This is a genomic window from Mycobacterium sp. NGS63 (assembly GCF_059812295.1).
This window is the reverse complement of record NZ_JCALCJ010000001.1, coordinates 708,402-730,267: the sequence shown is the minus strand read 5'-3', so window position 1 is coordinate 730,267 and position 21,866 is coordinate 708,402. Positions and strand designations below refer to the sequence as shown.

The window sequence follows — 21,866 nt, the reverse complement described above, 5'->3', positions numbered from 1 at the left end:
CCCAAACATGGCAGTATCCCGGTGGCTAGGAGCCCAAGAAGGAGCCCAAAGAATGCATGCGATCGACCCTGCTGCCACCGCCTGGCTGCTGGCCAGCACCGCGCTGGTGCTGTTGATGACCCCCGGGCTGGCGATCTTCTACGGCGGGATGGTGCGCACCACCGGCGTGCTCAACATGATCATGATGAGCTTCATCTCCATCCCGCTGGTGACCGTGGCGTGGCTGCTGGTCGGCTACACCATCGCCTTCTCCGAGGACGGGGCGGGCGGGTTCGTCGGCAACCTCCGGCATATCGGGATGCTCGGCATCACCCCCGACACCGTCCACGGCTCGGTGCCCGAACTGCTCTATGCCACGTTCCAGTTGGCGTTCGCGATCGTCACCGCCGCGCTGGTCAGCGGCGCGATCGCCGACCGCGCCAAGTTCGCGGCGTGGGTGGCGTTCGTGACGGCCTGGGCGGTCGCGGTGTATTCGGTTGTCGCGCACTGGGTATGGGGCCCGGGCGGGTGGCTGGCCAAGATGGGCGTGCTCGACTATGCGGGCGGCCTGGTCGTCGAGATCGTCTCCGGTTCGTCCGCCCTGGCCTTGGCGCTGGTGGTCGGGCCGCGCATCGGGTTCAAGAAGGACGCGATGCGCCCACACAACCTGCCGTTCGTGTTGCTCGGCGTCGGGTTGTTGTGGTTCGGCTGGTTCGGGTTCAACGCCGGTTCGGCCTTGGGCGCCAACGGAACCGCCGCGGCGATCTTCTTGAACACGCTCGTCGCGGGCTGCCTGGGCATGCTCGGCTGGCTGTCGGTGGAGCGTTTCCGCGACGGCCGGCCCACCACGTTCGGCGCGGCGTCCGGGGTGGTGGCCGGGCTGGTGGCCATCACCCCGTCGTGCGGGACTGTCAACACGCTCGGCGCGGCGATCGTCGGGGCGGCGGCCGGCGTCGTGTGCTCGTTCGCGGTGGGCGCGAAATTCCGTTTCAACTACGACGATTCGCTCGACGTGGTCGGTGTGCACTTCGTGGGCGGCGTGGTCGGGGTGTCGCTGATCGGGCTGCTCGCCACGGCCGTCATGACCTCGGGCCCGCGGGGCGTCTTGTACGGCGGCGGCCTCGGACTGCTGGGCAAGCAGGCGCTGGCGATCGTGGTGGTGACGCTGTACTCGTTCACGATGTCGTTCGTCCTCGCGAAGGTGGTCGATCGGATGATCGGCTTCCGGGTCAGCCCGGAAGACGAAACCACCGGTGTCGACCTGACCCAGCACGCCGAAACCGCGTATGCCGAGGGTGTGCACGGGCACCTGCCGTTCCGTCGGCCCGGATCCGGGGAGCGCGCGGAGGGCTGATCCTCAGCTGTATCGGGCGCCACATGCGTACCGCGAGGCGGGGCATGGGTCCTGCTGGATTGTGATGGCGCCGGCGATATCACCGGTTTTACGCCCGGCCGTCGAGTGTGAACTCACGGCTTTGGGTGTGAGCGTAGGGCGGGATTCCGGCCGGATCTCCGCCCACGTTTCACTTTCAAAGCCCAGGATTCACAACCGCCGGAATGCCCGGGCCAGCGCGCCCTTGACAAGCCCGCACCATCGGACGATTATTCATCACATGATGAGTTCATCAAATGATGAATTATTGACTCGGGGCCGCGCCCCGGCGATCGACATCCAGCAGCTGCGCGTGACCCGCTTCAAACGCCCCGTGCTGCAAGACTTTTCGGTGCGGATCGCGCAGGGCAGCATCACCGGCATCCTCGGCCCCTCCGGCTGCGGCAAGACCACGCTGATGCGCTGCATCGTCGGCACCCAGATTGTCGCCGGGGGCACCGTCACGGTGCTGGGACGACCCGCGGGCAGCCCGGCGCTGCGCCACCGCGTGGGATACATGCCCCAGGACCCGACCATCTACAACGACCTGCGGATCGTCGACAACGTCCGCTACTTCGCCGCGCTCTACGGATACGGCAACGACGCCGCCGACGACGCGATCGAACGCGTCGGGCTCACCGATCACCGGACGGCCTTCTGCGCCAACCTTTCCGGGGGCCAGCGCACCCGCGTGTCGCTCGCGTGCGCGCTGGTCTGCCAGCCCGAGCTCCTCGTGCTCGACGAGCCCACCGTCGGCCTGGACCCGGTGCTGCGGGTCGACCTCTGGGAGCAGTTCGCCGCGCTGGCCCGCGGCGGCACCACCCTGCTGGTCTCCAGCCACGTGATGGACGAGGCCGACCACTGCGGCGACCTGTTGCTGATGCGCGAGGGCCACCTCGTGGCGCACACCACCCCGACCCGACTACGAGAGGACACCGGATGTCCGTCACTGGAGGACGCGTTTCTGTCCATCATCAGGCGCAGCACCACGCCAAAAGCCGGCTGAGCCTGAGGGCGTACGCGGCCACCACGACGCGGATCCTGCGCCAGCTGGCCGCCGACCACCGCAGCGTCGCGCTGATCCTTTTGGTGCCGGTCCTGGTCATCACGCTGATGTACTTCATGTTCGAAAACGCGCCGCACCGCCCCGGCACGCCGTCACCGTTCAACAACGCCTGCCTGATCCTGCTCGGCCTGTTCCCGCTGTTCGTGATGTTCATCATCACGTCGATCACGATGCAGCGCGAACGGGCCTCGGGCACGCTGGAACGCATCCTGACCACGCCGCTGCGCCGCCTCGACCTGCTGATCGCCTACGGCACCGCATTCTCGATCGCCGCCGCGGCACAAGCGATCCTCGCTTGCATCGTGTCGTTCTGGCTGCTGGGCTTCGACACGGCCGGCAGCCCGGTGTGGGTGTTCGTGATCGCCATCGTCAACGCCATGGTGGGCGTCGGGCTGGGCCTGTTGTGTAGTGCGTTCGCGCGCACCGAGTTTCAGGCCGTGCAGTTCATCCCGCTGGTGATGGTCCCCCAGCTGCTGCTGGCCGGCATCATCGTGCCCCGCGCGCTGATGGCGCACTGGCTGCAGTGGGTCAGCAACGTGCTGCCGGCCAGCTACGCGCTGGAGGCCCTGCAGCAGGTGGGCGCCCACCCGGAACTGACCTACACCGCGGTGCGCGACATCGTCGTCGTGCTGGCCTTCGCGGTCGCGGCGCTGTGCCTGGCCGCGGCGACGCTGCGGCGACGGACACCGTGACCGCCACCAAACGCAGGCGGCCCGGGCGGCCCGCCGGGAACTCCGGCACTCGCGACCGGATCCTGGCCAGCGCTCGAGAGCTGTTTGCGCGCAACGGGATCCGCAACACGTCGATCCGGGCGGTGGCCGCGGCCGCCGGCGTCGACTCGGCGTTGGTGCATCACTACTTCGGCACCAAGGAGCAGCTGTTCGCCGCGGCCGTGCACATCCCCGTCGACCCGATGGAGGTCATCGGCCGGCTGCGCGACGTGCCGGTGGAGGAACTCGGCCACACGATTCCGTCAATCTTGTTGCCGCTGTGGGACTCCGAGATCGGTGCGGCGTTCATCGCCACGCTGCGCTCGATTTTGGCCGGCTCGGAGGTCAACCTGTTTCGCACGTTCATCGAGGACGTGATCGCCGTCGAGGTGGGCAGCCGCGTCGACGACCCGCCGGGCAGCGGCGTCGTCCGCATCCAGTTCGTCGCGTCGCAACTGGTGGGCGTCGTGATGGCGCGCTACATCCTGGAACTGGAGCCGTTCGCGTCGCTGCCGGCCGATCAGATCGCGCGGACAATCGCGCCGAACCTGCAGCGCTACCTCACCGGGGATCTGCCGGACGCGCCCGCGCCATGAGGCGCTCGTGCTCGTCGTCGTCGACGTCGCGGGCCTCGTCGATCAGCAGCACCGGGATGCCGTCGTCGATCCGGTAGGCGCGCCGCAGCCGCGGGTTGTAGAGCAACTCGTCTCCGACGAGTACCAGCGGGCCGCGGTCGGCCGGGCAGACCAGGATGTCGAGCAGGGTCTGATCAATCATCGTCACCTCGATACACGGCGCTCAATTCCGCCCGCACGGCCGGGGTCAACCGGCGGTACTGCCCGCTGGTGGTGTCGAAATACCACACGTGGCGCCCGGATTTGGGAATCCCGGCCGCCCGCAGCGCGCTGACGGTGGGACGGTACGTGGCGCTCAGCGTCATTTCCGGTACCACGCACACGATGTCGGGCCCCAGCCCGATCGGCAGGTCCGCGACGGCCTCGGTCAGGTCCGCGGCGGTGATGCTGGCCCCCGGCAACAACGTCACCGCCGAGACCGCGACATCCAGGTTGCCGAACGGCACGTTGTAGGTCACCGCTAGGTCGACGCCGTTGATACAGCTCAGCGCGTCGGTGACGGGCTCGGCGAACACCATCCCGCGCGCGGTGTGCACCACCGAGCCGCGCCGCCCCGCCAGCCAGTAGTCGCCGTCGTTGTCGCGGTAGAACAGGTACTCGCTCGATATCCAGGTGTCGGCGGGGGCGAAGACGCCGCGTTTGACCGACGCGCTCGGGTCGATCGGCCCGTTGGACGCGGCCAGCAGGACGCCGACCTCGTGGGGCGCGGCGACCTGCACGAAGCCCCGGTCGTCCTCGAGGATCAGGTCGTGTTCGGCGTCGTAGGCGCCCAGCACCACGCGTCCCACCCCGGGCAGCGGGCGGCCCTTGCTGCCGATCTTCTGCCCGGACACGTTGGCCAGCACCGCCTGCCCGTCCGTCGTCGCGAAGAATTCGACGACGTGCGCCGGCGCGAACGCGTCCAGTACGCGCTGCCACAGCCCGGTCGGCATGCCCGAGCCGATGAACAGGCGCACCGGGTGGTTGCCGTGCAGCACGAAGGCGGGGTCGTCGACGACGTCGCGCAGCATCGCCCAGGTGTAGGACACCACCGTCACGCCGTACTGCCGGACCTCCTGGACGAACCGGTCGGGGCGCAGGCCGCGGGACAGCGCGATGCGGGTGCCGCCGACGACCGCGCCGCCCAGGCTGACCAGCAGCGCGGACTCGTGATGCAGCGGGGTGAGGCAGTAGACGGTGTCGCGCCGGTCGAGCGAGGCCGTCGAGGCGGTCCCGAACGCCGACACCGCCCAGCGGTAGTTGGTGATCTGCCGGGCGACCAGCTCGCCGCCGGCCACGCTGAACGCGATGAACGCCAGGTCGCGCGCCAGCCCGGGGTTGGGGCGATACCACGCGGGCAGCTCGACGGCGTCCGGGTCGATCTGCTCCATGTCGATGACTTGGGCTTCAGACGCGTCCTCGGGCAAGTGCAAGTCGCGCGTCTCACCGCCCCCGAGCACCAGCACCTGGCCCGGAAGTTGGCGCGCCGCTTCGAGATTGGTGGGGTCGGTCAGGATCTCGCTGACTCCCCCGAGCCGGACCGCCGCGGCCAGGTCGGATTCGGGATGCATGACGACGGCGACCGCGCCGAGGCGGGACAGCGCGGCGATGGCGACGAGCGCGCTGGGCCGGGTCTCCATCAGCACGCCGACACGGTCGCCCTGTCGCACCCCGACCTCGATCAGCCCGCGGACGACATTGTTGATGCGCCGGTTGACGGCCTCGTAGGTGTGCACGCGGCCGTCGAACAACAGGAATTCGCCCTGCGGGGCGTCGTGCGCCTGCTCGTCGATGATGCGGCCCAGCGAAATACGGGTGTGATCGTTGATCTGTCCCAGCCGCACCAGTCGCGGCAGCGTGCGGACCGTCTCGACGGCCAGGCTGCGCATCGACTTGTTGGCCGCGACAACGGTATTGGCCGCGCCGCGCACCAACCCCAGCGCCGCTTCGGACGCCTCCCCGATCTCGTGCGCGATCCGCGAGCTGAGCGCGACCCCGCTGTCGGTGTGTTCGGCCGGCTGGTCGGCCATCGGGTCGATGCCGTCGGGCTTGTCGCCACCCTCGGACAGCCAGCGCACCCACGCGGCGACGGTCGGCCAGCTCTCCCGCGCCGCCCTCGACCCGACGACCAGCCCGAAATGCCCTGTGCGGATGGAGCGTTCGTAGACCTCGGCGTAGGGCGCCGCCCGCCGGATGCCACGCACCGAGGCCGGCTGCCCGATGTCGTCGACCTCGCCGACGAACGCCAGCACCGGGCAGGTGATGTCGGTGAGGGTGACCAGCTGGCCGTTGATGGCGAAGCCGCCGGTCATCATGCGATTGTGCGCGATGAACTGCTTGAGCAGCTCGGAGATCGCCGGTCCCGACCACGCGATCCAGCCCTCGCGTTCCAGGAACCTGCGCTGCTGCTCGCGCGGCAGCAGTGCCTCCCGGTCGTGCAGCTGGCGCACGAAGTCGACCCGGGCCTTGGCAGTCTTGAGCGGGTCCATCATCTGAAAACCGGTGCGCGCCATCCAACTTGGGATGGCCAGCCGGCTGAAGACATGGTCGGCCATGAAGTTCGCGGCGGCCGCGCCGAAGTTGGCCGGGATGCCCATGGGCAGGGCGGCCAGCGTGTCCACCGGCGAGCCGAACGCCACGATGCTTGCCAGGTTCTTCGAGCGCCGGTACGCGGCGACCTGGTAGCACCACATCCCGCCCTGCGAATAGCCGACCAGGTGCACGTCGCGGCCGGTGGCGTCCTTCACCGTGTCGATCGCCTGGTTGAGCGCGACGATGTGGTCGGCCAGGTTGCGGCGCATGCCGCCCTCGACCTTGTCCGGTGAGCCGAAGTCGATGACCCAGGGGTCCAGCCCGCTGGAGTGCAGGATGCCCACCGCACCGTCCTGGCGGGTGACGTCCCACATGTCCGCCGACATCATCATCGGGTGGACCATCAGCACGGGCGGGCCCACCGGCGCTTGGCCGGGCCGGCTGTCCGGCGGGAAATACCGCCGCAGCTTGTACATCGGCACGCTCTCGACGATCTGGGACGGCGACGGAACACTCTCGGTTTCCAAGCCCCCCAGCCGCAGCACCTCCAGGCCGTTCTGCGCCGTGGCGATCAGCCGCCCGACCGGTCGCGTGACCATCGAAATATTGAGATCCACCGCTGCTCCCTGACTTTTGACAGCTGGAACATCATGGCACATCAGCGTGCTTGGCGGTGCTGGCCAGGGGGTTTGCTAAAACGGCGGCGGCTCGTCGTCCTCGGCGCCAGGTGGGACGGGATCAAAGTAGCTGGGCCATGCCACCCGGCGGGCTTGGCGGGCTTGGCGGTTGTGGTTGCGTTCGGTGGCGATGCGGGTGGCGCGCTCTTGGGCGCGGGTGCGCCGCCGCCGCGGCATCATCGCGGTGCGCTCGGCGCAATAATCCTGCGGCGGCAGGTCGACTTCCGGGGCGGGCATGCCACCCACGGCGCGACACAAACTCGGAAACAGCAGCGCACTGCCCGGGGTGGTGACGTAGGTGTGCCCGGACGGCGCGGTCACGATCAACGTCCCATCGGCCAGCTGGCGTTCGCTCCAGTTGAGGAAGGTTTTGATCAAGTGATGCAGCGGGCAGTAACACTTCAGGTTGGCCGCATGCGTGGGCCCACCCTGCGCGTAGGGGATCGTATGGTCGAGCTCGCACTCCACCGCGGGGCGGTCACAACCGGGAAAGCGACACGTCAAATCCCGGCACCGCACAAAATCGGCCAACGCCTTCGACGGCACGTAGCCCTTCTCCGGCGGGGCATCGCACGGGTGAAACAACGGCACCAGCTTGGCCGACTTGGCCAACTCGGCCACCACCTCGGGCGGGATCAACCCATCGGCACCCCACTGCGAGCCCGGAGTGTCGCCGCTGCCCTCGACGGTGGCCTGCTCGGCGATCACATGGATGGCCACCGGACTGGCCGCGCGGCGGGCGCCGGCGGCGCAATCGGTGCGCCCGCAGCGACACCCCAACCGATCAGCCCCGGCCGCCAACGCCCCCAGCGCATCAGCGCGGCGCTGATCACGGGTCCGCGGATCATGCGCACACACCGTGGCGGCCAAGGCGTCCAGGCGCTGGTCCAGCGCGTGCGCGTCGGTGGCGAACAGGCTGCCGCTAATGTCGGCCAGACCATCGCCGACATCGCCGATCCACACCTCGCGATCGACCTGACGTTGTGTGCGCCGGCGCACCGCATCGCGGTCGGCCTTGGCCACGATCTTGTCCACCTGCCCGGCCAGCCGGCCCTGCGTCATCGACGGCCAGCGCGCCACATTGGCCGCCAACTGCGCATCCACCGTCGCCAGCACCTCGGCATCGACAATCAGATCGGTGCGATACACCAGGGTTTGAAACATCCGGTAGTCGATGTCCCCGGCCCGAAACACATCGGCCGCCTTCGGCAGGCGCTCGCGCATCGCCCGCGCATAATGCAACCGGCTGCCCGCCAACCCCTGGCTGATCCGCAACGCCGCGGCCACCTCCGCGGCCACCGCCGCCATCGTGTCAATCGCCCAACTCTCGTCCTCCGCACAGCGCGAAAGCCGATACCCGAACAACTCCCCGATCGCCGCCAACTGCGCAGCAGCCTCCCGATTCTCCGCCCGCGCCGCCGCCGCAATCCGATTGACCAACGCGGTCGACTCCGCCGTCGTCGACGGATAACGACGCTCGATCATCTCGTCCATCCGCGCGATCGCCTCAGCACGCGACTCGGAAACCGATCCATCGAACATATGTTCGAGTATAGCAGGCGCCGACGACACGGTGTGGCTGAGGCCGGCCCCAACTCCTGGGCGTAAAAGCCGGCTCCTGCGGCCCCCGTTTCGACCAGCGTCGAATTGGGTTATCTACCGAAGGCGCGAGGTTCGCGACGCACGTCTGCATGCCGTCAGGACCTACCTCGGTTGAACACCCAGCTGGGCGCGCTCAGCGAGCGCGCCGGCGCGGAGCAGTGATCGTCGGCACGGGTCGGCACATGAGCGAGGAAGGGCAACCAATGTTCTTGTTAGGCAACGGCGGTCGGCGCACGGATGAGGCCGAGCACCTGACCGAGCGGGCGCTGTACAACATCGCCCACGGCCGCTTCGAACGCTCGCTGTCCGGGCTGACGGCCATGGCCGCCCTCGTCACGACGGCCGAAATCTATTTCGAGCATTACAAGGCCAGCTTCGGCAACAAGTGGATGTGGAGCCCGATCGTGGTCACCCCGCCGGTGGTCGTCGCCGGGATCGGCGGGGTGTTCTCGCGGCGCTGGGCCAAGGTATGGCTGCCGATCACGGCCGGCATCTACACCGCCAACGGCCTCATGGGTGAGTACCTGCACGCCCGCGGGGTCGCCCGCAAACCGGGCGGCTGGAAGCACGCGTCCTACAACGTTCCCATGGGCCCGCCGATCGCGGCACCGGGACTGATGTGCTTGGTCGGGGGGATGGGACTGCTGGCGTCGATCCTGCGCCGCGAACGGTTCCGGGGGTAGAGATTCCGATGGCCGACACCTCGCAGCCCGACCATTTGCCCAACCTGCGCCCCGATGGCAAGCCCCCGCACCCATCCTGGCTGCCCAGGCAGCGCCGCGGCACCACCCCGCAGATGATCGGGCGCTACCCCGATTTCGACGTGCTAACAACCAAGGACACGTGGGACGAGGCCACCCGCAAGGTGGTGCTGGCCCGGCTGGAACCGCCCGGCCCCCTGCGGTTTTTCACCGCGGGCGAGGAGCCGTGCCTGCGCGCGTTCTGCGACACGGTGCTGGCGCAGGACACCGAGCCTCGCGTCCCGGCGGCCGAGTCCGTCGACTCCAAGCTCGCCGACGGGCGCCTCGACGGCTACCAGTACGCCGACATGCCCGACGACCGCGACACTTGGCGGCTGGTGCTGCGCGCGCTCGACGAGACCGCCTCGGGCCGCTACGGCAAGGCCTCGTTCGCCGCGGCCGGGCCCGACATCCGCGAAGAGATCATCGGCCAGTTCTCCCAGGGCAAGCTCGACGGCGGGACATGGGAGCGGCTGAACGTCAAGCGCGCCTGGTCGGTATGCATGCGAATGACGCTGTCGGGCTTCTACTCCCACCCCTGGGCGTGGAACGAGATCGGTTTCGGCGGCCCGGCCTACCCGCGCGGGTTCATGCGTTTGGGCGGCGCCACCGGACCGGCGGCGGCGCGCGAACCGTTCGAGACCCCCGGCGCCACCGACGAGGACCCGGTCAAAGTCGTCAAGGACGGTGAGGCGTAATGGGCGACTTCTGGCGCGGCCTGCTCAAGGGAGCGATCGGACCGAAGGACAACGACTCCCGCTTCCTGCTCGACGTGCACACGCGCGACCTGCCCGGCGAAAAGACCATGCGCCGCTACCGCGACGACGACGAGGTCGACCTCGTGGTCGTCGGCGCGGGCGCGGGCGGATCGGTGCTGGCGCAACGGCTGGCGCGCGCGGGCTGGCGGATCGTGATACTCGAGGCCGGCCCGTTCTGGCACCCCGACGAGGACTGGGTCTCCGACGAGGCCGGCTCCCACGAGCTGTACTGGACGCAGAAGCGCATCATCGGCGGCGACGACCCGATCGAGTTGGGCAAGAACAACTCCGGGCGCGGCGTGGGCGGCTCGATGGTCCACTACGCCGGATACTGCCCGCGGTTTCACCCCAGCGACTTTCAGACCTACACCCTCGACGGCGTCGGGGCCGACTGGCCGCTCCGCTACGACGACATCCGCCGCCACTACGAGCGCATCGAGCTCGAGCTGCCGGTGGCCGGCCAGAACTGGCCGTGGGGCGAGCCGCACCGGTATCCGTTTGCCCCCCACCCGATCTCGGGAGCGGCCGCCAAGATGTGGGAGGGCGCGCTGAAGCTCGGCATCGAGATGCGGGTGGGGCCGGTCGGCATCGTCAACGGCACCTTCGGCAACCGCCCGCACTGCATCTACCGCGGCTACTGCCTGCAGGGCTGCAAGGTCAACGCCAAGGCCAGCCCGTACGTCACGCACCTGCCCGACGCGCTGGCGCACGCCGTGGAGATCCGCGCCAACTGCATGGCCGCGCGCGTCGAACTCGACGAGACCGGTGCGGCCAAGGGCGTGGTCTACTACGACGAGGCCGGCGGCACCGAGCGGCTGCAGCGCGCCAAAGTCGTTGCGATCGCGGGCTATTCCATCGAAACGCCGCGCCTGCTGCTGAACTCGGCCAGCGAACGCTTCCCCCACGGGTTGGGCAACAACGACGACCAGGTCGGGCGCTACGTGATGGTGCAGGGCGCCACGCAGTCGGCGGGCCGGTGGTCCGAAGAGGTCCGGATGTACAAGGCGCCGCCGCCGGAGGTGTCCTCCGAGCAGTTCTACGAGACCGACCCCGCGCGCGGGTTCGCCCGCGGCTTCTCCATCCAGACCGTGTCGCCGCTGCCCATCGGATGGGCCGAACACGTTCTCGCCGAAGGGCATTGGGGCCGCGCGCTGCGAGAGTACATGCGCGACTACAACCATTGGGCGACCATCGGCGTCCTCAACGAGCTGCTGCCGCGCCCCGACAACCGGGTCACGCTGGCCGAGGAGCGCGACCAGTACGGCATCCCGGTGGCCCGGTTCGACTACACGCTGTGCGACAACGACAAGGCCAACATGGAGTACTCCACCAAGGTGATCGCGGACGTCCTGCACGCCGCCGACGCCCAGGACGTGCTCACCATCCAGCGCTTCGCGCACCTGATCGGCGGCGCCCGCATGGGCACCGGCCCGGAAAACTCGGTCGTGGACTCCGATCACCGCGTGTGGGGCGTGCCCAACCTGTTCCTCGCCGACGGTTCGGTCTGCCCGACGCAGGGTTCGGCCAATCCCGCGCTGACGATCATGGCGCTGGCCTCGCGGCTGGCCGAACGGATGGCCGGCGGCCAGATTCGCACGGACACCCCAGCCGGCGCCCGACGGGCCAAGGCGGGGGCTCGTGGCTGAGCAGACCATCGACGTCGAGGCGGCCTTCCCGCCGCGGGTGCTGCGCGAGTACGCGCTCATCGCCGACGGCGAGCGCGGCGCGCTGCTCGGGCCGCGCGGCGATGTGGCGTGGCTGTGCGCGCCGCGGTGGGAATCCGAGGCCGTCTTCTCCTCGCTGATCGGCGGCGGCGGGGTCTATGCGATCACCCCCACCGACACCCGGAACGTCTGGGGCGGCTACTACGAGCCGGGCAGCCTGATCTGGCGCAACCGGTGGACCACCCGCGACGCCATCGTGGAATGCCGTGAGGCGCTGGCCTTCCCGGGCGACCCGGACCGGGTGGTGCTGCTGCGCCGCCTGACCGGTTGCCGCGGCACCGCGAAGGTGCGGGTGCTGCTGCGGCCGAGCGCCGCGTTCGGCAGCCACGGCCTGGGCCAGCCGAGCCGCGAGGGTGGGGTGTGGAGCGGACGGTCGGGGCGGCTGCGGTGGCGCTGGGCGGGCGGGGGCGACGCGCGGCCGGGACACACGGCGCGCGACCGGGGCGAGTTGTTGGTCGGTGAGCTCACCATCGAGGAGGGCCGCCACCACGACCTCGTGCTGGAGCTGTCCGAGCGCGCGCTGCCCGACGAGCCGCCCGACCCCGACATCGCCTGGGACGCCACGGCGGCCACCTGGCAGCGCAGCGTGCCGGAACTGAACTGCACCGTCGCGCCGCGCGACGGGCGCCACTCGTACGCGGTGTTGCGCGGGCTGACCAGCAGCGGCGGTGGCATGGTCGCCGCGGCCACCATGAGCCTGCCCGAACGCGCGCACACCAACCAGAACTACGACTACCGCTACGCATGGATCCGCGACCAGGTGTACGCGGGCATGGCCGCCGCGGCCGTCGGGGCGACCGAGCTGCTCGACGGCGCCGTCGAGTTCGTCGGCGCCCGGCTGCTCGAGGACGGCCCGCAGCTCAAGCCCGCCTACACCGTCACCGGCGGCAGCGTCCCCAGCGAGGAAACCCTGGACCTGCCCGGCTACCCGGGCGGCAACGACAAGGTCGGCAACTGGGTCAACCAGCAATTCCAGCTCGACGTGTTCGGCGAGGCGCTGCAGCTGCTGGCCCGCGCCGGCAGCGCCGACCGCCTCGACGCCGAGGGCTGGCGCGCCGCGCAGGCCGCCATCGGCGCCATCGAAAAGCGTTGGCGCGAACCGGATGCCGGGATCTGGGAGATCGACGACGAGCTCTGGACGCAGTCCCGACTGGCATGCGTGGCGGGGCTGCGCGCCATCGCCAAGGTGGCCGGCGCCGGCCACGAGGTCGCCTCGTGCGCCTCGCTTGCCGACGCGATCCTCGCCGAGACGGCGGCCAGCAGCCTGAACCCGCACGGCGGCTACTGGCAGCGCAGCCCGCAGCGGGCGGGGGTCGACGCGTCGCTGCTGCTGGCGGCCGTGCGCGGCGCCGTGCCCGCCGAGGACCCGCGCACCCGGGCCACGCTGGACGTGGTCCGCCGCGACCTGGCCCACGACGGGTTCGTCTACCGCTTCCGCCACGACGAGCGCGACCTCGGCGAGGCCGAGGGCGCCTTTTTGCTGTGCGGGTTCATGATGGCGCTGGCCGAACACCAACTGGGCCACTCCCACTGCGCGATGCGCTGGTTCGAGCGCAACCGCTCCGCGTGCGGACCGCCGGGGCTGTTCTGCGAGGAATACGACGTCAGGCAGCGCCAGCTGCGCGGCAACCTGCCGCAGGCGTTCGCGCACGCGCTGCTGCTGGAATGCACGGCCACCCTGTCCGAGGACGCCGTCCACCACGACTGAAAAGACAGGCCGACGAAAACGACTGCAGAGAAAGGCATTTCCCCATGACACAGACCGTGCTCATCACCGGAGCCAGCGCCGGGATCGGCCGCGCCACCGCCCAGTTGTTCGGGCAGCGCGGCGCCAACGTCGCCCTGGTCGCGCGAGGCGCGGCCGGGCTCGAGGGGGCGGCAGCCGACGTCGAGGCCGGCGGCGGCAAGGCGCTGGCCATCCCGACCGACGTGGCCGACGCCCGGGCCGTCGAGGCCGCCGCCGACGAGACCGAGGCGGCGTTCGGGCCCATCGACGTCTGGGTCAACGTCGCGTTCACGTCGGTGTTCGCGCCCTTCTGGGAGATCTCCGCCGAGGAGTTCAAACGCGTCACGGAGGTGACCTACCTCGGGTACGTGTACGGCACCATGGCGGCGCTGGCGAAGATGAAGCCGCGCGACCGCGGCACCATCGTGCAGGTCGGTTCGGCGCTGGGCCAGCGATCCATCCCGCTGCAGTCGGCCTATTGCGGCGCCAAGCACGCCGTCAACGGGTTCACCGAGTCGGTGCGCTGCGAGTTGCTGCACGAGGGCTCCAACGTGCGGATCACCGTGGTGCAGATGCCCGCGGTCAACACCCCACAGTTCTCCTGGGTGCTGTCCCGCCTGCCCCGCCATCCCCAGCCGGTGCCGCCGATCTATCAGCCCGAGGTGGCCGCGCGGGGCGTCGCGTACGCCGCCGATCACCCGGAGCGCAAACAATATTGGGTCGGCGATTCCACCGCGGTCACCCTCCTCGGTCAGAAGTTCCTCGCTCCCCTGCTCGACCGCTACCTCGGCCGCACCGGGTACGACTCGCAGCAGACCGAGGAACGCGTCAACGGCCAGCAGCCGAGCAACCTGTGGGCGCCGGTCGATCAGGAGCCCGGCAGCGACCACGGCGCCCACGGCGAATTCGACGACGAGTCCCACGCCCACAGCCCTCAGGTGTGGTTCTCCCAGCACCCCGTCATGGGCGGCGCCGGTGCCCTGGGCGCGCTGGGCGCGCTGGGCGCCTTGGTCGCCGACCGCCTGGCCCGATGACCGCGTGGGCGCGCATCGTCTACGGGTTGGTGCTGCTCGCCGTCCCCAGCCCGGTGCTGCGGCTGGTCACCGGTCAGACCGCGACCACGCGGGAGCGGGCGGTGACCCGGATCCTGGGCGCGCGGCTGCTGACCCAGGCCGTGGCGACCGACATCCGCCCCGACGCCGTGTCCCTGGCCCTGGGCGCCGAGGTCGACCTCGTGCACTCGGCCACGATGCTCGCGTGGGCCGCCGTGGACCGCCGGTCGCGACGGCTGACGCTGGCCAGCGCCGCGATCGCCGCCCTGTTCGCCGTCGCCGGCGCCGCGGACGCCCGCCGCGCGGACGCCAAGCCGTCGCAAACCGACGATGCGCTGGGCGCGCTCGCCCGCCTGCGCCATGAGATCGCCGCGCCGATTACCCGGCACACCCTGCCCGGCACGGCCCGCGCCGCCCTCAACATCTAGGAGGCCCCGATGGTCCGCCCCGACGCCTGCATCGACGAGGTCACCGCGCAGGTGTACGAAATCCCCACCGACGCACCGGAAGCCGACGGCACGTTCGCCTGGTCGTCGACCACGCTGGTGCTGGCCGAGGTGGTCGCGGGCGGCCGGCGCGGGCTCGGCTACACCTACGCCGCCGGCGCCTGCGGCCAATTGATCACCGGGCCGCTCGCGAGCGCCGTCCGCGGACACAGCGCCCTGGACATCCCCGGCGCGTGGGAGTCGATGGTCCGCGCGATCCGCAACAGCGGGCGCCCCGGCCTGGCCTCCTGCGCGATCTCGGCCGTCGACACCGCGCTGTGGGACGTCAAGGGCAAGCTGCTCGACCTGCCCGTGTGCCGGCTGCTCGGGGTGGCGCGCCCGGAGGTGCCGATCTACGGCAGCGGCGGCTTCACCACCTACGACGAGCACGCGACGCGCGCCCAACTCGAGCGCTGGGTCGACGCCTGGAAGATCCCCCGCGTCAAGATCAAGATCGGCGAGTCGTCGGGCTCCGACGAGCGCCGCGACCTGGAGCGGATCGCCTTGGCGCGCAAGGTGATCGGGCCCGACACCGAACTGTACGTCGACGCCAACGGCGGCTACCGCCGCAAGCAGGCGATCCGGGTCGCCCACGCCATGGCCGACCACGACGTCACCTGGTTCGAGGAACCCGTGTCCTCCGATGACCTCGCCGGGCTGCGGGAGGTGCGCGACCAGGTGACCCCGGACGTCACCGCCGGCGAATACGGCTACGACCTCACCTATTTCCGCCGGATGCTGGCCGCCGAGGCCGTCGACTGCCTGCAGATCGACGTCACCCGCTGCGGCGGCATCACCGACTGGCTGCGGGCCGCGGCCGTCGCCGCCGCGCACAACGTCGACGTCTCCGGGCACTGCGCCCCCAACCTGCACGCCCACGTCGCCGCCGCGATCCCCAACCTGCGCCACCTCGAGTACTTTCACGACCACCACCGCATCGAGCACCTGCTCTTCGACGGCGCCCTGGACCCCGAGGGCGGGGCGCTGCGCCCGGACCAGCAAACCCCCGGGCTGGGCCTGGAGTTCAAGCACCGCGACGCCGAGCAGTACCGGGTGAAGTGACGCGCTCGAAAAGTCGAAATGCCATGCATGAACGCGCACGAGAATGGGCATTTTTAGCGGATGAGTGTGAACTTCGAAGGCGAGACATATGAGCGTCGCAACGGGCAGGCGTCGGCTGACGACGCGGCGCGGTCCGAGGCGTTCATGTCGGACGTGCTCGAGCAGCAGGAGCTCGGCGCCGTCGACCTGGTCCTGGGGCTGGGTGATCCGCAGAAGGTCGGGCGGTTCCGGTTCTTCCTGGACGGCCAGCGCTGGGAATGGTCGGATCCCGTCGCGCGCATGCACGGCTACGAGCCGGGCGAAGTCGAGCCCACCACCGAGCTGCTGCTGCAGCACAAACACCCCGACGACCGGGAGCGCGTGGCGGCCGTGCTCGACCACGTGCACAAGGGCAAGCCGTTCAGCAGCCGCCACCGCATCGTCGACACCCAGGGACACACTCACTGCGTCGTCGTCGCGGGCGACCGGATGGTCGACGACGCCGGGGCGCTGATCGGCACCTCCGGGTTCTACGTCGACGTCACGGACTCGCTGCACTCCGACATCACCCACGTCCTGGAGGCGGTGGCCGGCGCCCGCGCCCGCATCGAGCAGGCCAAGGGCGTGCTGATGGCCGCCTACGGGATCACCGCCGAACGCGCCTTCGACATCCTGGTGTGGCGGTCCCAGGAGACCAACCTCAAGGTGCGCGAGCTCGCCACCCGCTTCCTGGACGCGGTGGCCGGCAAGACGTCGGCCGACACCCGCACCCACATCGACCACGCGCTGCTCACTCTCGAATAATTGCCCGGTGGCACACCTGCTGGGAGCCGAGGGCGTACGTCTGCAATACCCGACTCAGGTGGTGTTCGAGTCGGTCACGCTGGGGGTCGGCGACGGCGCGCGCATCGGCATCGTCGGGCGCAACGGGGACGGCAAGTCCAGCCTGCTCGGCCTGTTGACCGGGCAACTGGAGCCCGACGCCGGGCGGGTCACCCGCCGCAGCGGGCTGCGGGTCAGCGCGCTGAGCCAGGCCGACACCCTCGATCCCGGCCGCACCGTCGGCTGGACCCTGGTCGGCGCGGCACCCGAGCACCAGTGGGCGGGCGACCCGCGGGTGCGCGACGTGGTCGGCGGGCTGGTCTCCGACATCGCCTGGGACACCACCGTCGCCACGCTGTCCGGCGGGCAGCGCCGGCGGGTGCAGCTGGCCCGGCTGCTGATCGGCGAATGGGACGTCATCGCCCTCGACGAGCCCACCAACCACCTGGACATCGAGGGCATCACCTGGCTGGCCGGCCACCTGCGACAACGCTGGGCCCGCAACACCGGCGGGCTGCTGCTGGTCACCCACGACCGCTGGTTTCTCGACGAGGTCGCCACCACGACGTGGGAGGTGCACGACGGCATCGTCGAGCCGTTCGACGGCGGCTACGCGGCCTACGTGCTGCAGCGCGTGGAGCGCGACCGGCTGGCCGCGGCGGCCGAGGCCAAGCGGCAGAACCTGATGCGCAAGGAGCTGGCCTGGCTGCGCCGCGGCCCGCCGGCGCGGACGTCCAAACCCAAGTTCCGGATCGAGGCCGCCAACCAGCTGATCGCCGACGTGCCGCCGCTGCGCAACACCGTCGAGCTGGCCAAGCTGGCGACGGCGCGGCTGGGCAAGGACGTCGTCGACCTGCTCGACGTGTCGGTCTCCTTCGCCGGGCGCCCGGTGCTACGCGACGTCGAGTGGCGCATCGCCCCGGGCGAACGCACCGGCATCGTCGGGGCCAACGGCGCCGGGAAGTCGACGCTGCTGGGCCTGATCGCCGGCACCGTCACGCCGGACACCGGGCGGGTCAAGCGCGGCAAGACCGTGCGGCTGGCCGTGCTCGACCAGCGGGGCGAGGCGCTGGCCGCGGTCGACGGCGACCGGATCGCCGACGTGCTCGGCCGGCTGCGCGGCGGCTATCAGGTCGACGGCCGCGACGTCACCCCGGCGCAGCTGCTGGAGCGGCTCGGCTTCGGCCGGGGCCAGCTGTCCGCCCGCGTCGGCGACCTGTCCGGCGGTCAGCGGCGCCGGCTGCAGCTGATGCTCACGCTGCTGTCCGAACCCAACGTGCTGCTGCTGGACGAGCCCACCAACGACGTCGACACCGACATGCTCACCGCCACCGAGGACCTGCTGGACTCGTGGGCCGGCACGCTGATCGTCGTCTCGCACGACCGCTATCTGCTGGAGCGGGTCACCGACCAGCAGTACGCGATCCTCGACGGCCGGCTGCGCCACCTGCCCGGTGGCATCGACGAATACCTGCGGCTGGCGGCGCGGCGGACCGCGGCCCCGGCCGGCACACCCGTGGCAGAACCGCAAGGACCGCAGGCGATGACCGGCGCGCGGCGCCGCGCCGCCGAGAAGGAGCTCGCGTCCGTCGACCGCCAGCTCGCCCGGCTGGCGGACCGGGTCGCGGCCAAGCACCACGAACTCGCCGACCACGACCAGTCCGACCACGCCGGCCTGACGCGGCTCACCCAGGAGCTAAGGGCGTTGGAAGGCGACGTCGCCGCGACCGAGAGCCGATGGTTGGAGCTCTCGGAAGGGCTCGAATGACCGGGCCGCGGTCAGTCTTCCCGAGCTCCGACCGGATGCTGACCATCGGCCCCGCGCCGCCGGGCCTTGCGCAGCGTATCCAGCAAATCCCGATAAGGCCCTACGACGTACGCGGTGTCGCCGGCTTCGAGGTGCGCGTCGCGGCCGGGGTGCAGGCTGACGGGCTCGGTCGGCCGGGTGATCGCGATGACGCGGGTCTGGGTGCCCATGGCGAACATCTGCAATCCATCGAGTTCGCTGCCGGGCTCGATGTGCATCGCTCCGACCATGTAGGTGCTCTGCCCGACGGAAAACGTCTCCAGCACCTCCAGTCCCATCGCCGCGCCGACGAACCACGGAGCGGCCAGTTCGACGGTGGAGCGAACGTATTCGAAGCCGAACCGCTGGGCCACCGAAAAGCCGAGCTCGCGATCGTAAATGCGCAGCACAAGCGGGACATCGGGCCGGTTGAGCGCGGGCAGCAGTCCGGGTCCCAACATCTCGCGCAGCACGATGCCGGTCTCGATGTTGACCATGTCGTCCTGGGTCAGCACCGCGACGGCGCGGGCGCGTTCGATGCCGGCCGCCAGCAGCGTCTGTTCCATCGTCGCGTCACCGAAGATCACCGGCACGTCGAGTCCGGCCGCCACCGGCAGCAACGGGTTCTCGTCGTCGAGTTCGATGACGGCGACGTCGCAGCCGGCGGCGCTCAGTTCCCCGACCACGCGTACACCGACCGAGCCCAGGCCCACGACGATGACGTGGTCGCGCAGGTGACGCACACGTCGGCGACCGGCCGAATGGACAAAGCGCCGCGACAACAGGACGTCGGTGACGAACGCGACCAGCACCGCGGTGGTGGTGATGCCGACGAACATCAGCATGACGCTGAACAGTCGCAGCCAGGTGGGTTGTTCGGCGAAATTGAAGTCCCCGTAGCCCACCGTCGTGATGGTCTCGGCGCTGAAATACAGGGCGTCGAGCCACGTCATCCCCGGAACCCGTTGGTAGCTGAAGCGCAGTATGAGCGTCGAACCGATCAACAGCGACAGCCCGACCGCCAAGGCCGGATAAAACGCGGGGTTGACGTCCTCACGCGCGGTGCGCGCCGCGTCAAGCGCTCGCCGCAAAAACCGGGTGTGCGATCTCGTCACGGCCGGTGCCGGGGCCTCTATGCCGTGGGAAACCAGCTCTTCGGCGGTGCCGATCAGCACCGTCCAATCGCCGGCTTGCACCAGCAGGTCCCGGCCCGGGGAGGCCACCACGTCACCGGGGCTCTCCGAATTCTCGCCGCGGATGACCGCCACCGGGGCCAGTCCGCCGTGCAGATCGCGCAGCGTCGCCGAACGCGGTGCTTCGCCGCCCCAGACCGCGAAGTCGATGCCGGCGGCCTCGAACGGGTGCGTCGTCTTGGCCAGGCACGCCTCGACGACCGAAGGCGCCGCCAGGTCGGCGACGTCGAGGATCGCCCCCGGCCCGTTGTCGGCGGCCATGGCCCCCCGCACGACGTCGTTGTCGAGCCGCACCACCACCCGCACGTCCGGACTGGCTTTCCTTGCCAGCAGCGCGATTTCGAGATTCTCCGAGTCGTCGTCGCCGGCGCAGACGACCGCGAGCGCGCTGGCGACGCCGGCTTCGGCGAGTTTGGCGCCGGCGAGGCGGACAATGCTGGCCCCGGCCTTCGTCAGCTCCTCGGCGATCGTCGTCGCCAGCGCGTCCTCGCCGGTGACGATGACGTGACGTTCGACGGGGAAATCCAATTCGTCGAAGTCGACGAAGTCGACGTTTTGGCCCCGCCACTTGGGTTGCAAGACGTGCACGGCACTACCCACTTCTGCTCTTGACGCCCGTCAGGGCGGATCGGATGGGACGGGCGCGCCGGCGGGGCCGAAAGAGCTAGCGAAGGGGGTAAGTGGCGGCCGTGCCGGGGCCGGATACAGAGGACGGCGAACTTGGACGCGGACTGTCGCACGGACTCATTCGGCCCACACCTCCTTGCCGCCAGGACACACGCGGGTGTCGCCGTTCGCGTGCGGCGGTGCAGCTCACGCCGGGCGCATAGCGAGGATGATGACGCCTCAAGCGGCGCACGTCAATCCGATCCTGATCAGCGCCAGCGCAGGAGCACCAGTTCGGAGCAGAACCCGGGGCCCATCGCCAGCATCAGCCCGGGGCTGCCGCTGGGCGGCGGCTTGGCGATGGTGTCGCGCAGGATGTGCAGCACCGAGGCCGACGACAGGTTGGCGATCTCGCCCAGCGACCGCCAGGTCAGCTCCAGCGCCTCGGGGCCGAGCTCGAGGTTGCGGGTGATCGCGTCGATGACCTTGGGGCCGCCCGGATGGGTGACCCAGGCGCCGATGTCGTCCTTGGCCAGCCCGTGGGTGGCCAGGAACCCGTTGACGTCGTCGGCCAGGTATTGGTCGATGAGGTTGGTCAGCTCCGGGGACAGCACCAGCTGGAATCCCGACGAGTTGACGTTCCAGCCCATGATGTGCAGCGACTCGGGGTACATGCGGCTGCGCGAATCGACGATGTCCGGCCCGGCGGCGCGAACCCGTTCGGCCCGGCGATCACCGACGGCCACCACCGCCGCCGCCCCGTCGCCGAACAGCGCGCTGCCGACCAGCCCGGACACCGTCGGCTTCATCGCCGGGTAGGTGAGCGAGCAGAGCTCGACGGCGATCAGCACCGCGACGCCGTCGGGGTCACCGCGCAGGTAGTCGTGCAGCCGGGACACCCCCGCCGCCCCGGCGACGCAGCCCAGGCCGAACAGCGGCAACCGGCGCACGTCCGGGCGCAACCCCAGCCGCCCGGCGATCCGCGCGTCCAGCGACGGCACCGCCACGCCGGTCACCGTCGTGGTCGCGATCAGGTCGATGTCCTGGGGTTCCAGGCCGGCCTCTTCCAGCGCCCCCAACAGCGCCTCGCAGCCGAGGTTCACCGCGTTTTCGATGAAGATCTCGTTGGCCTCGCCGAAGTCGGTCAGCGTCGCGTAGCGCTCCAGGGGGAGGACGAAATGACGGCTGTTCACCTTCGAGGCGGCGTGCAAACGCCGAATGATTTCTTCGTGTTCCTTCAGCCCGGGGAACTCGACGAATTGATCGGTGATCTCGCTCTGGCTATACCGATGCGACGGTAACGCACCGAACACACCTGCGATAACGCTCATGCCCCTGCCTTTTTCAGGACGCGTCCGGACGAAAACCTTTGCTCTCACCC

18 protein-coding genes are annotated in these 21,866 nt (G+C 70.1%); 13 read left to right on the top strand and 5 right to left on the bottom strand.

The features are described 5' to 3' along the window. The first annotated feature begins 52 nt into the window (after positions 1–52). From AC5Y4Z_RS03140 to AC5Y4Z_RS03125, 4 genes are all read left to right on the top strand, one after another. Positions 53–1,333 carry an ammonium transporter gene (locus AC5Y4Z_RS03140; protein ID WP_499960813.1) on the top strand — a complete coding sequence of 427 codons (1,281 nt, stop codon included), beginning with the start codon at positions 53–55 and terminating at the stop codon, positions 1,331–1,333. Between the two features lie 259 nt (positions 1,334–1,592). Further along, positions 1,593–2,357 carry an ABC transporter ATP-binding protein gene (locus tag AC5Y4Z_RS03135; protein ID WP_499960811.1) on the top strand — a complete coding sequence of 255 codons (765 nt, stop codon included), beginning with the start codon at positions 1,593–1,595 and terminating at the stop codon, positions 2,355–2,357. After that, positions 2,291–3,109 (top strand): ABC transporter permease, encoded by an 819-nt coding sequence (locus AC5Y4Z_RS03130; protein WP_499960810.1) that lies wholly within the window; start codon positions 2,291–2,293, stop codon positions 3,107–3,109. Before AC5Y4Z_RS03135 ends, AC5Y4Z_RS03130 begins: the two co-directional genes overlap by 67 nt. Then, positions 3,106–3,723 (top strand): TetR/AcrR family transcriptional regulator, encoded by a 618-nt coding sequence (locus AC5Y4Z_RS03125; RefSeq protein ID WP_499960807.1) that lies wholly within the window; start codon positions 3,106–3,108, stop codon positions 3,721–3,723. The genes AC5Y4Z_RS03130 and AC5Y4Z_RS03125 overlap by 4 nt, the downstream gene beginning before the upstream one ends. Here AC5Y4Z_RS03125 and AC5Y4Z_RS03120 read toward each other — a convergent pair. From AC5Y4Z_RS03120 to AC5Y4Z_RS03110, 3 genes are read right to left on the bottom strand one after another with little or no spacing between them, the layout of a single operon-like run. Continuing rightward, positions 3,689–3,904, bottom strand: coding sequence for a Trm112 family protein (locus AC5Y4Z_RS03120; RefSeq protein ID WP_499960806.1), 216 nt, complete (start codon positions 3,902–3,904; stop codon positions 3,689–3,691). The two genes, AC5Y4Z_RS03125 and AC5Y4Z_RS03120, sit on opposite strands and share 35 nt — an antisense overlap. Then, a complete protein-coding gene (locus AC5Y4Z_RS03115) occupies positions 3,897–6,932 on the bottom strand; it encodes an acyl-CoA synthetase (protein ID WP_499960804.1) in 3,036 nt (1,011 codons plus the stop codon). The genes AC5Y4Z_RS03120 and AC5Y4Z_RS03115 overlap by 8 nt, the downstream gene beginning before the upstream one ends. A 33-nt stretch (positions 6,933–6,965) precedes the next feature. Then, positions 6,966–8,492 carry an HNH endonuclease signature motif containing protein gene (locus AC5Y4Z_RS03110; protein WP_499960802.1) on the bottom strand — a complete coding sequence of 509 codons (1,527 nt, stop codon included), beginning with the start codon at positions 8,490–8,492 and terminating at the stop codon, positions 6,966–6,968. A gap of 263 nt (positions 8,493–8,755) precedes the next feature. On the opposite strand from AC5Y4Z_RS03110, the gene AC5Y4Z_RS03105 reads away from it, so the two are divergent. From AC5Y4Z_RS03105 to AC5Y4Z_RS03065, 9 genes are read left to right on the top strand one after another with little or no spacing between them, the layout of a single operon-like run. Next, positions 8,756–9,235: a hypothetical protein gene (locus AC5Y4Z_RS03105; protein ID WP_499960800.1), complete on the top strand. Its 480-nt coding sequence runs from the start codon at positions 8,756–8,758 to the stop codon at positions 9,233–9,235. Between the two features lie 8 nt (positions 9,236–9,243). Then, positions 9,244–9,990 carry a gluconate 2-dehydrogenase subunit 3 family protein gene (locus tag AC5Y4Z_RS03100; RefSeq protein ID WP_499960799.1) on the top strand — a complete coding sequence of 249 codons (747 nt, stop codon included), beginning with the start codon at positions 9,244–9,246 and terminating at the stop codon, positions 9,988–9,990. After that, positions 9,990–11,696, top strand: coding sequence for a GMC family oxidoreductase (locus AC5Y4Z_RS03095; protein ID WP_499960798.1), 1,707 nt, complete (start codon positions 9,990–9,992; stop codon positions 11,694–11,696). The genes AC5Y4Z_RS03100 and AC5Y4Z_RS03095 overlap by 1 nt, the downstream gene beginning before the upstream one ends. Continuing rightward, positions 11,689–13,482: a glycoside hydrolase family 15 protein gene (locus AC5Y4Z_RS03090; RefSeq protein ID WP_499960797.1), complete on the top strand. Its 1,794-nt coding sequence runs from the start codon at positions 11,689–11,691 to the stop codon at positions 13,480–13,482. The genes AC5Y4Z_RS03095 and AC5Y4Z_RS03090 overlap by 8 nt, the downstream gene beginning before the upstream one ends. Positions 13,483–13,526: 44 nt before the next feature. Then, a complete protein-coding gene (locus AC5Y4Z_RS03085) occupies positions 13,527–14,534 on the top strand; it encodes an SDR family oxidoreductase (RefSeq protein ID WP_499960796.1) in 1,008 nt (335 codons plus the stop codon). Next, entirely contained in the window at positions 14,531–14,980 is a 450-nt protein-coding gene (locus tag AC5Y4Z_RS03080) for a hypothetical protein (RefSeq protein WP_499960795.1), read from the top strand. Before AC5Y4Z_RS03085 ends, AC5Y4Z_RS03080 begins: the two co-directional genes overlap by 4 nt. 9 nt (positions 14,981–14,989) lie before the next feature. Next, positions 14,990–16,099 (top strand): enolase C-terminal domain-like protein, encoded by a 1,110-nt coding sequence (locus tag AC5Y4Z_RS03075; protein ID WP_499960793.1) that lies wholly within the window; start codon positions 14,990–14,992, stop codon positions 16,097–16,099. A 60-nt stretch (positions 16,100–16,159) separates the two neighbouring features. Continuing rightward, the gene (locus tag AC5Y4Z_RS03070; protein WP_499960791.1) at positions 16,160–16,882 is read left to right on the top strand and encodes a PAS and ANTAR domain-containing protein; all 723 of its coding nucleotides are present in this window, start codon (positions 16,160–16,162) and stop codon (positions 16,880–16,882) included. A gap of 7 nt (positions 16,883–16,889) precedes the next feature. Next, positions 16,890–18,668 (top strand): ABC-F family ATP-binding cassette domain-containing protein, encoded by a 1,779-nt coding sequence (locus AC5Y4Z_RS03065; RefSeq protein ID WP_499960790.1) that lies wholly within the window; start codon positions 16,890–16,892, stop codon positions 18,666–18,668. Positions 18,669–18,679: 11 nt separating this feature from the next. On the opposite strand, the gene AC5Y4Z_RS03060 is transcribed toward AC5Y4Z_RS03065, so the two are convergent. Continuing rightward, the gene (locus AC5Y4Z_RS03060) at positions 18,680–20,407 is read right to left on the bottom strand and encodes an NAD-binding protein (RefSeq protein WP_499960933.1); all 1,728 of its coding nucleotides are present in this window, start codon (positions 20,405–20,407) and stop codon (positions 18,680–18,682) included. A gap of 347 nt (positions 20,408–20,754) precedes the next feature. Then, entirely contained in the window at positions 20,755–21,864 is a 1,110-nt protein-coding gene (locus AC5Y4Z_RS03055; RefSeq protein ID WP_499960788.1) for a type III polyketide synthase, read from the bottom strand. Positions 21,865–21,866 lie beyond the last annotated feature (2 nt).

Bases quoted from the DNA above. Each gene is read 5' to 3' on its own strand.
- AC5Y4Z_RS03100 (WP_499960799.1), top strand. From the start codon at position 9,244: ATGGCCGACACCTCGCAGCCCGACCATTTGCCCAACCTGCGCCCCGAT.
- AC5Y4Z_RS03115 (WP_499960804.1), bottom strand. From the start codon at position 6,932: ATGTGCCATGATGTTCCAGCTGTCAAAAGTCAGGGAGCAGCGGTGGAT.
- AC5Y4Z_RS03095 (WP_499960798.1), top strand. From the start codon at position 9,990: ATGGGCGACTTCTGGCGCGGCCTGCTCAAGGGAGCGATCGGACCGAAG.
- AC5Y4Z_RS03080 (WP_499960795.1), top strand. From the start codon at position 14,531: ATGACCGCGTGGGCGCGCATCGTCTACGGGTTGGTGCTGCTCGCCGTC.
- AC5Y4Z_RS03075 (WP_499960793.1), top strand. From the start codon at position 14,990: ATGGTCCGCCCCGACGCCTGCATCGACGAGGTCACCGCGCAGGTGTAC.
- AC5Y4Z_RS03085 (WP_499960796.1), top strand. From the start codon at position 13,527: ATGACACAGACCGTGCTCATCACCGGAGCCAGCGCCGGGATCGGCCGC.
- AC5Y4Z_RS03105 (WP_499960800.1), top strand. From the start codon at position 8,756: ATGTTCTTGTTAGGCAACGGCGGTCGGCGCACGGATGAGGCCGAGCAC.
- AC5Y4Z_RS03135 (WP_499960811.1), top strand. From the start codon at position 1,593: ATGATGAGTTCATCAAATGATGAATTATTGACTCGGGGCCGCGCCCCG.
- AC5Y4Z_RS03110 (WP_499960802.1), bottom strand. From the start codon at position 8,492: ATGTTCGATGGATCGGTTTCCGAGTCGCGTGCTGAGGCGATCGCGCGG.
- AC5Y4Z_RS03130 (WP_499960810.1), top strand. From the start codon at position 2,291: ATGTCCGTCACTGGAGGACGCGTTTCTGTCCATCATCAGGCGCAGCAC.
- AC5Y4Z_RS03070 (WP_499960791.1), top strand. From the start codon at position 16,160: ATGAGTGTGAACTTCGAAGGCGAGACATATGAGCGTCGCAACGGGCAG.
- AC5Y4Z_RS03140 (WP_499960813.1), top strand. From the start codon at position 53: ATGCATGCGATCGACCCTGCTGCCACCGCCTGGCTGCTGGCCAGCACC.
- AC5Y4Z_RS03120 (WP_499960806.1), bottom strand. From the start codon at position 3,904: ATGATTGATCAGACCCTGCTCGACATCCTGGTCTGCCCGGCCGACCGC.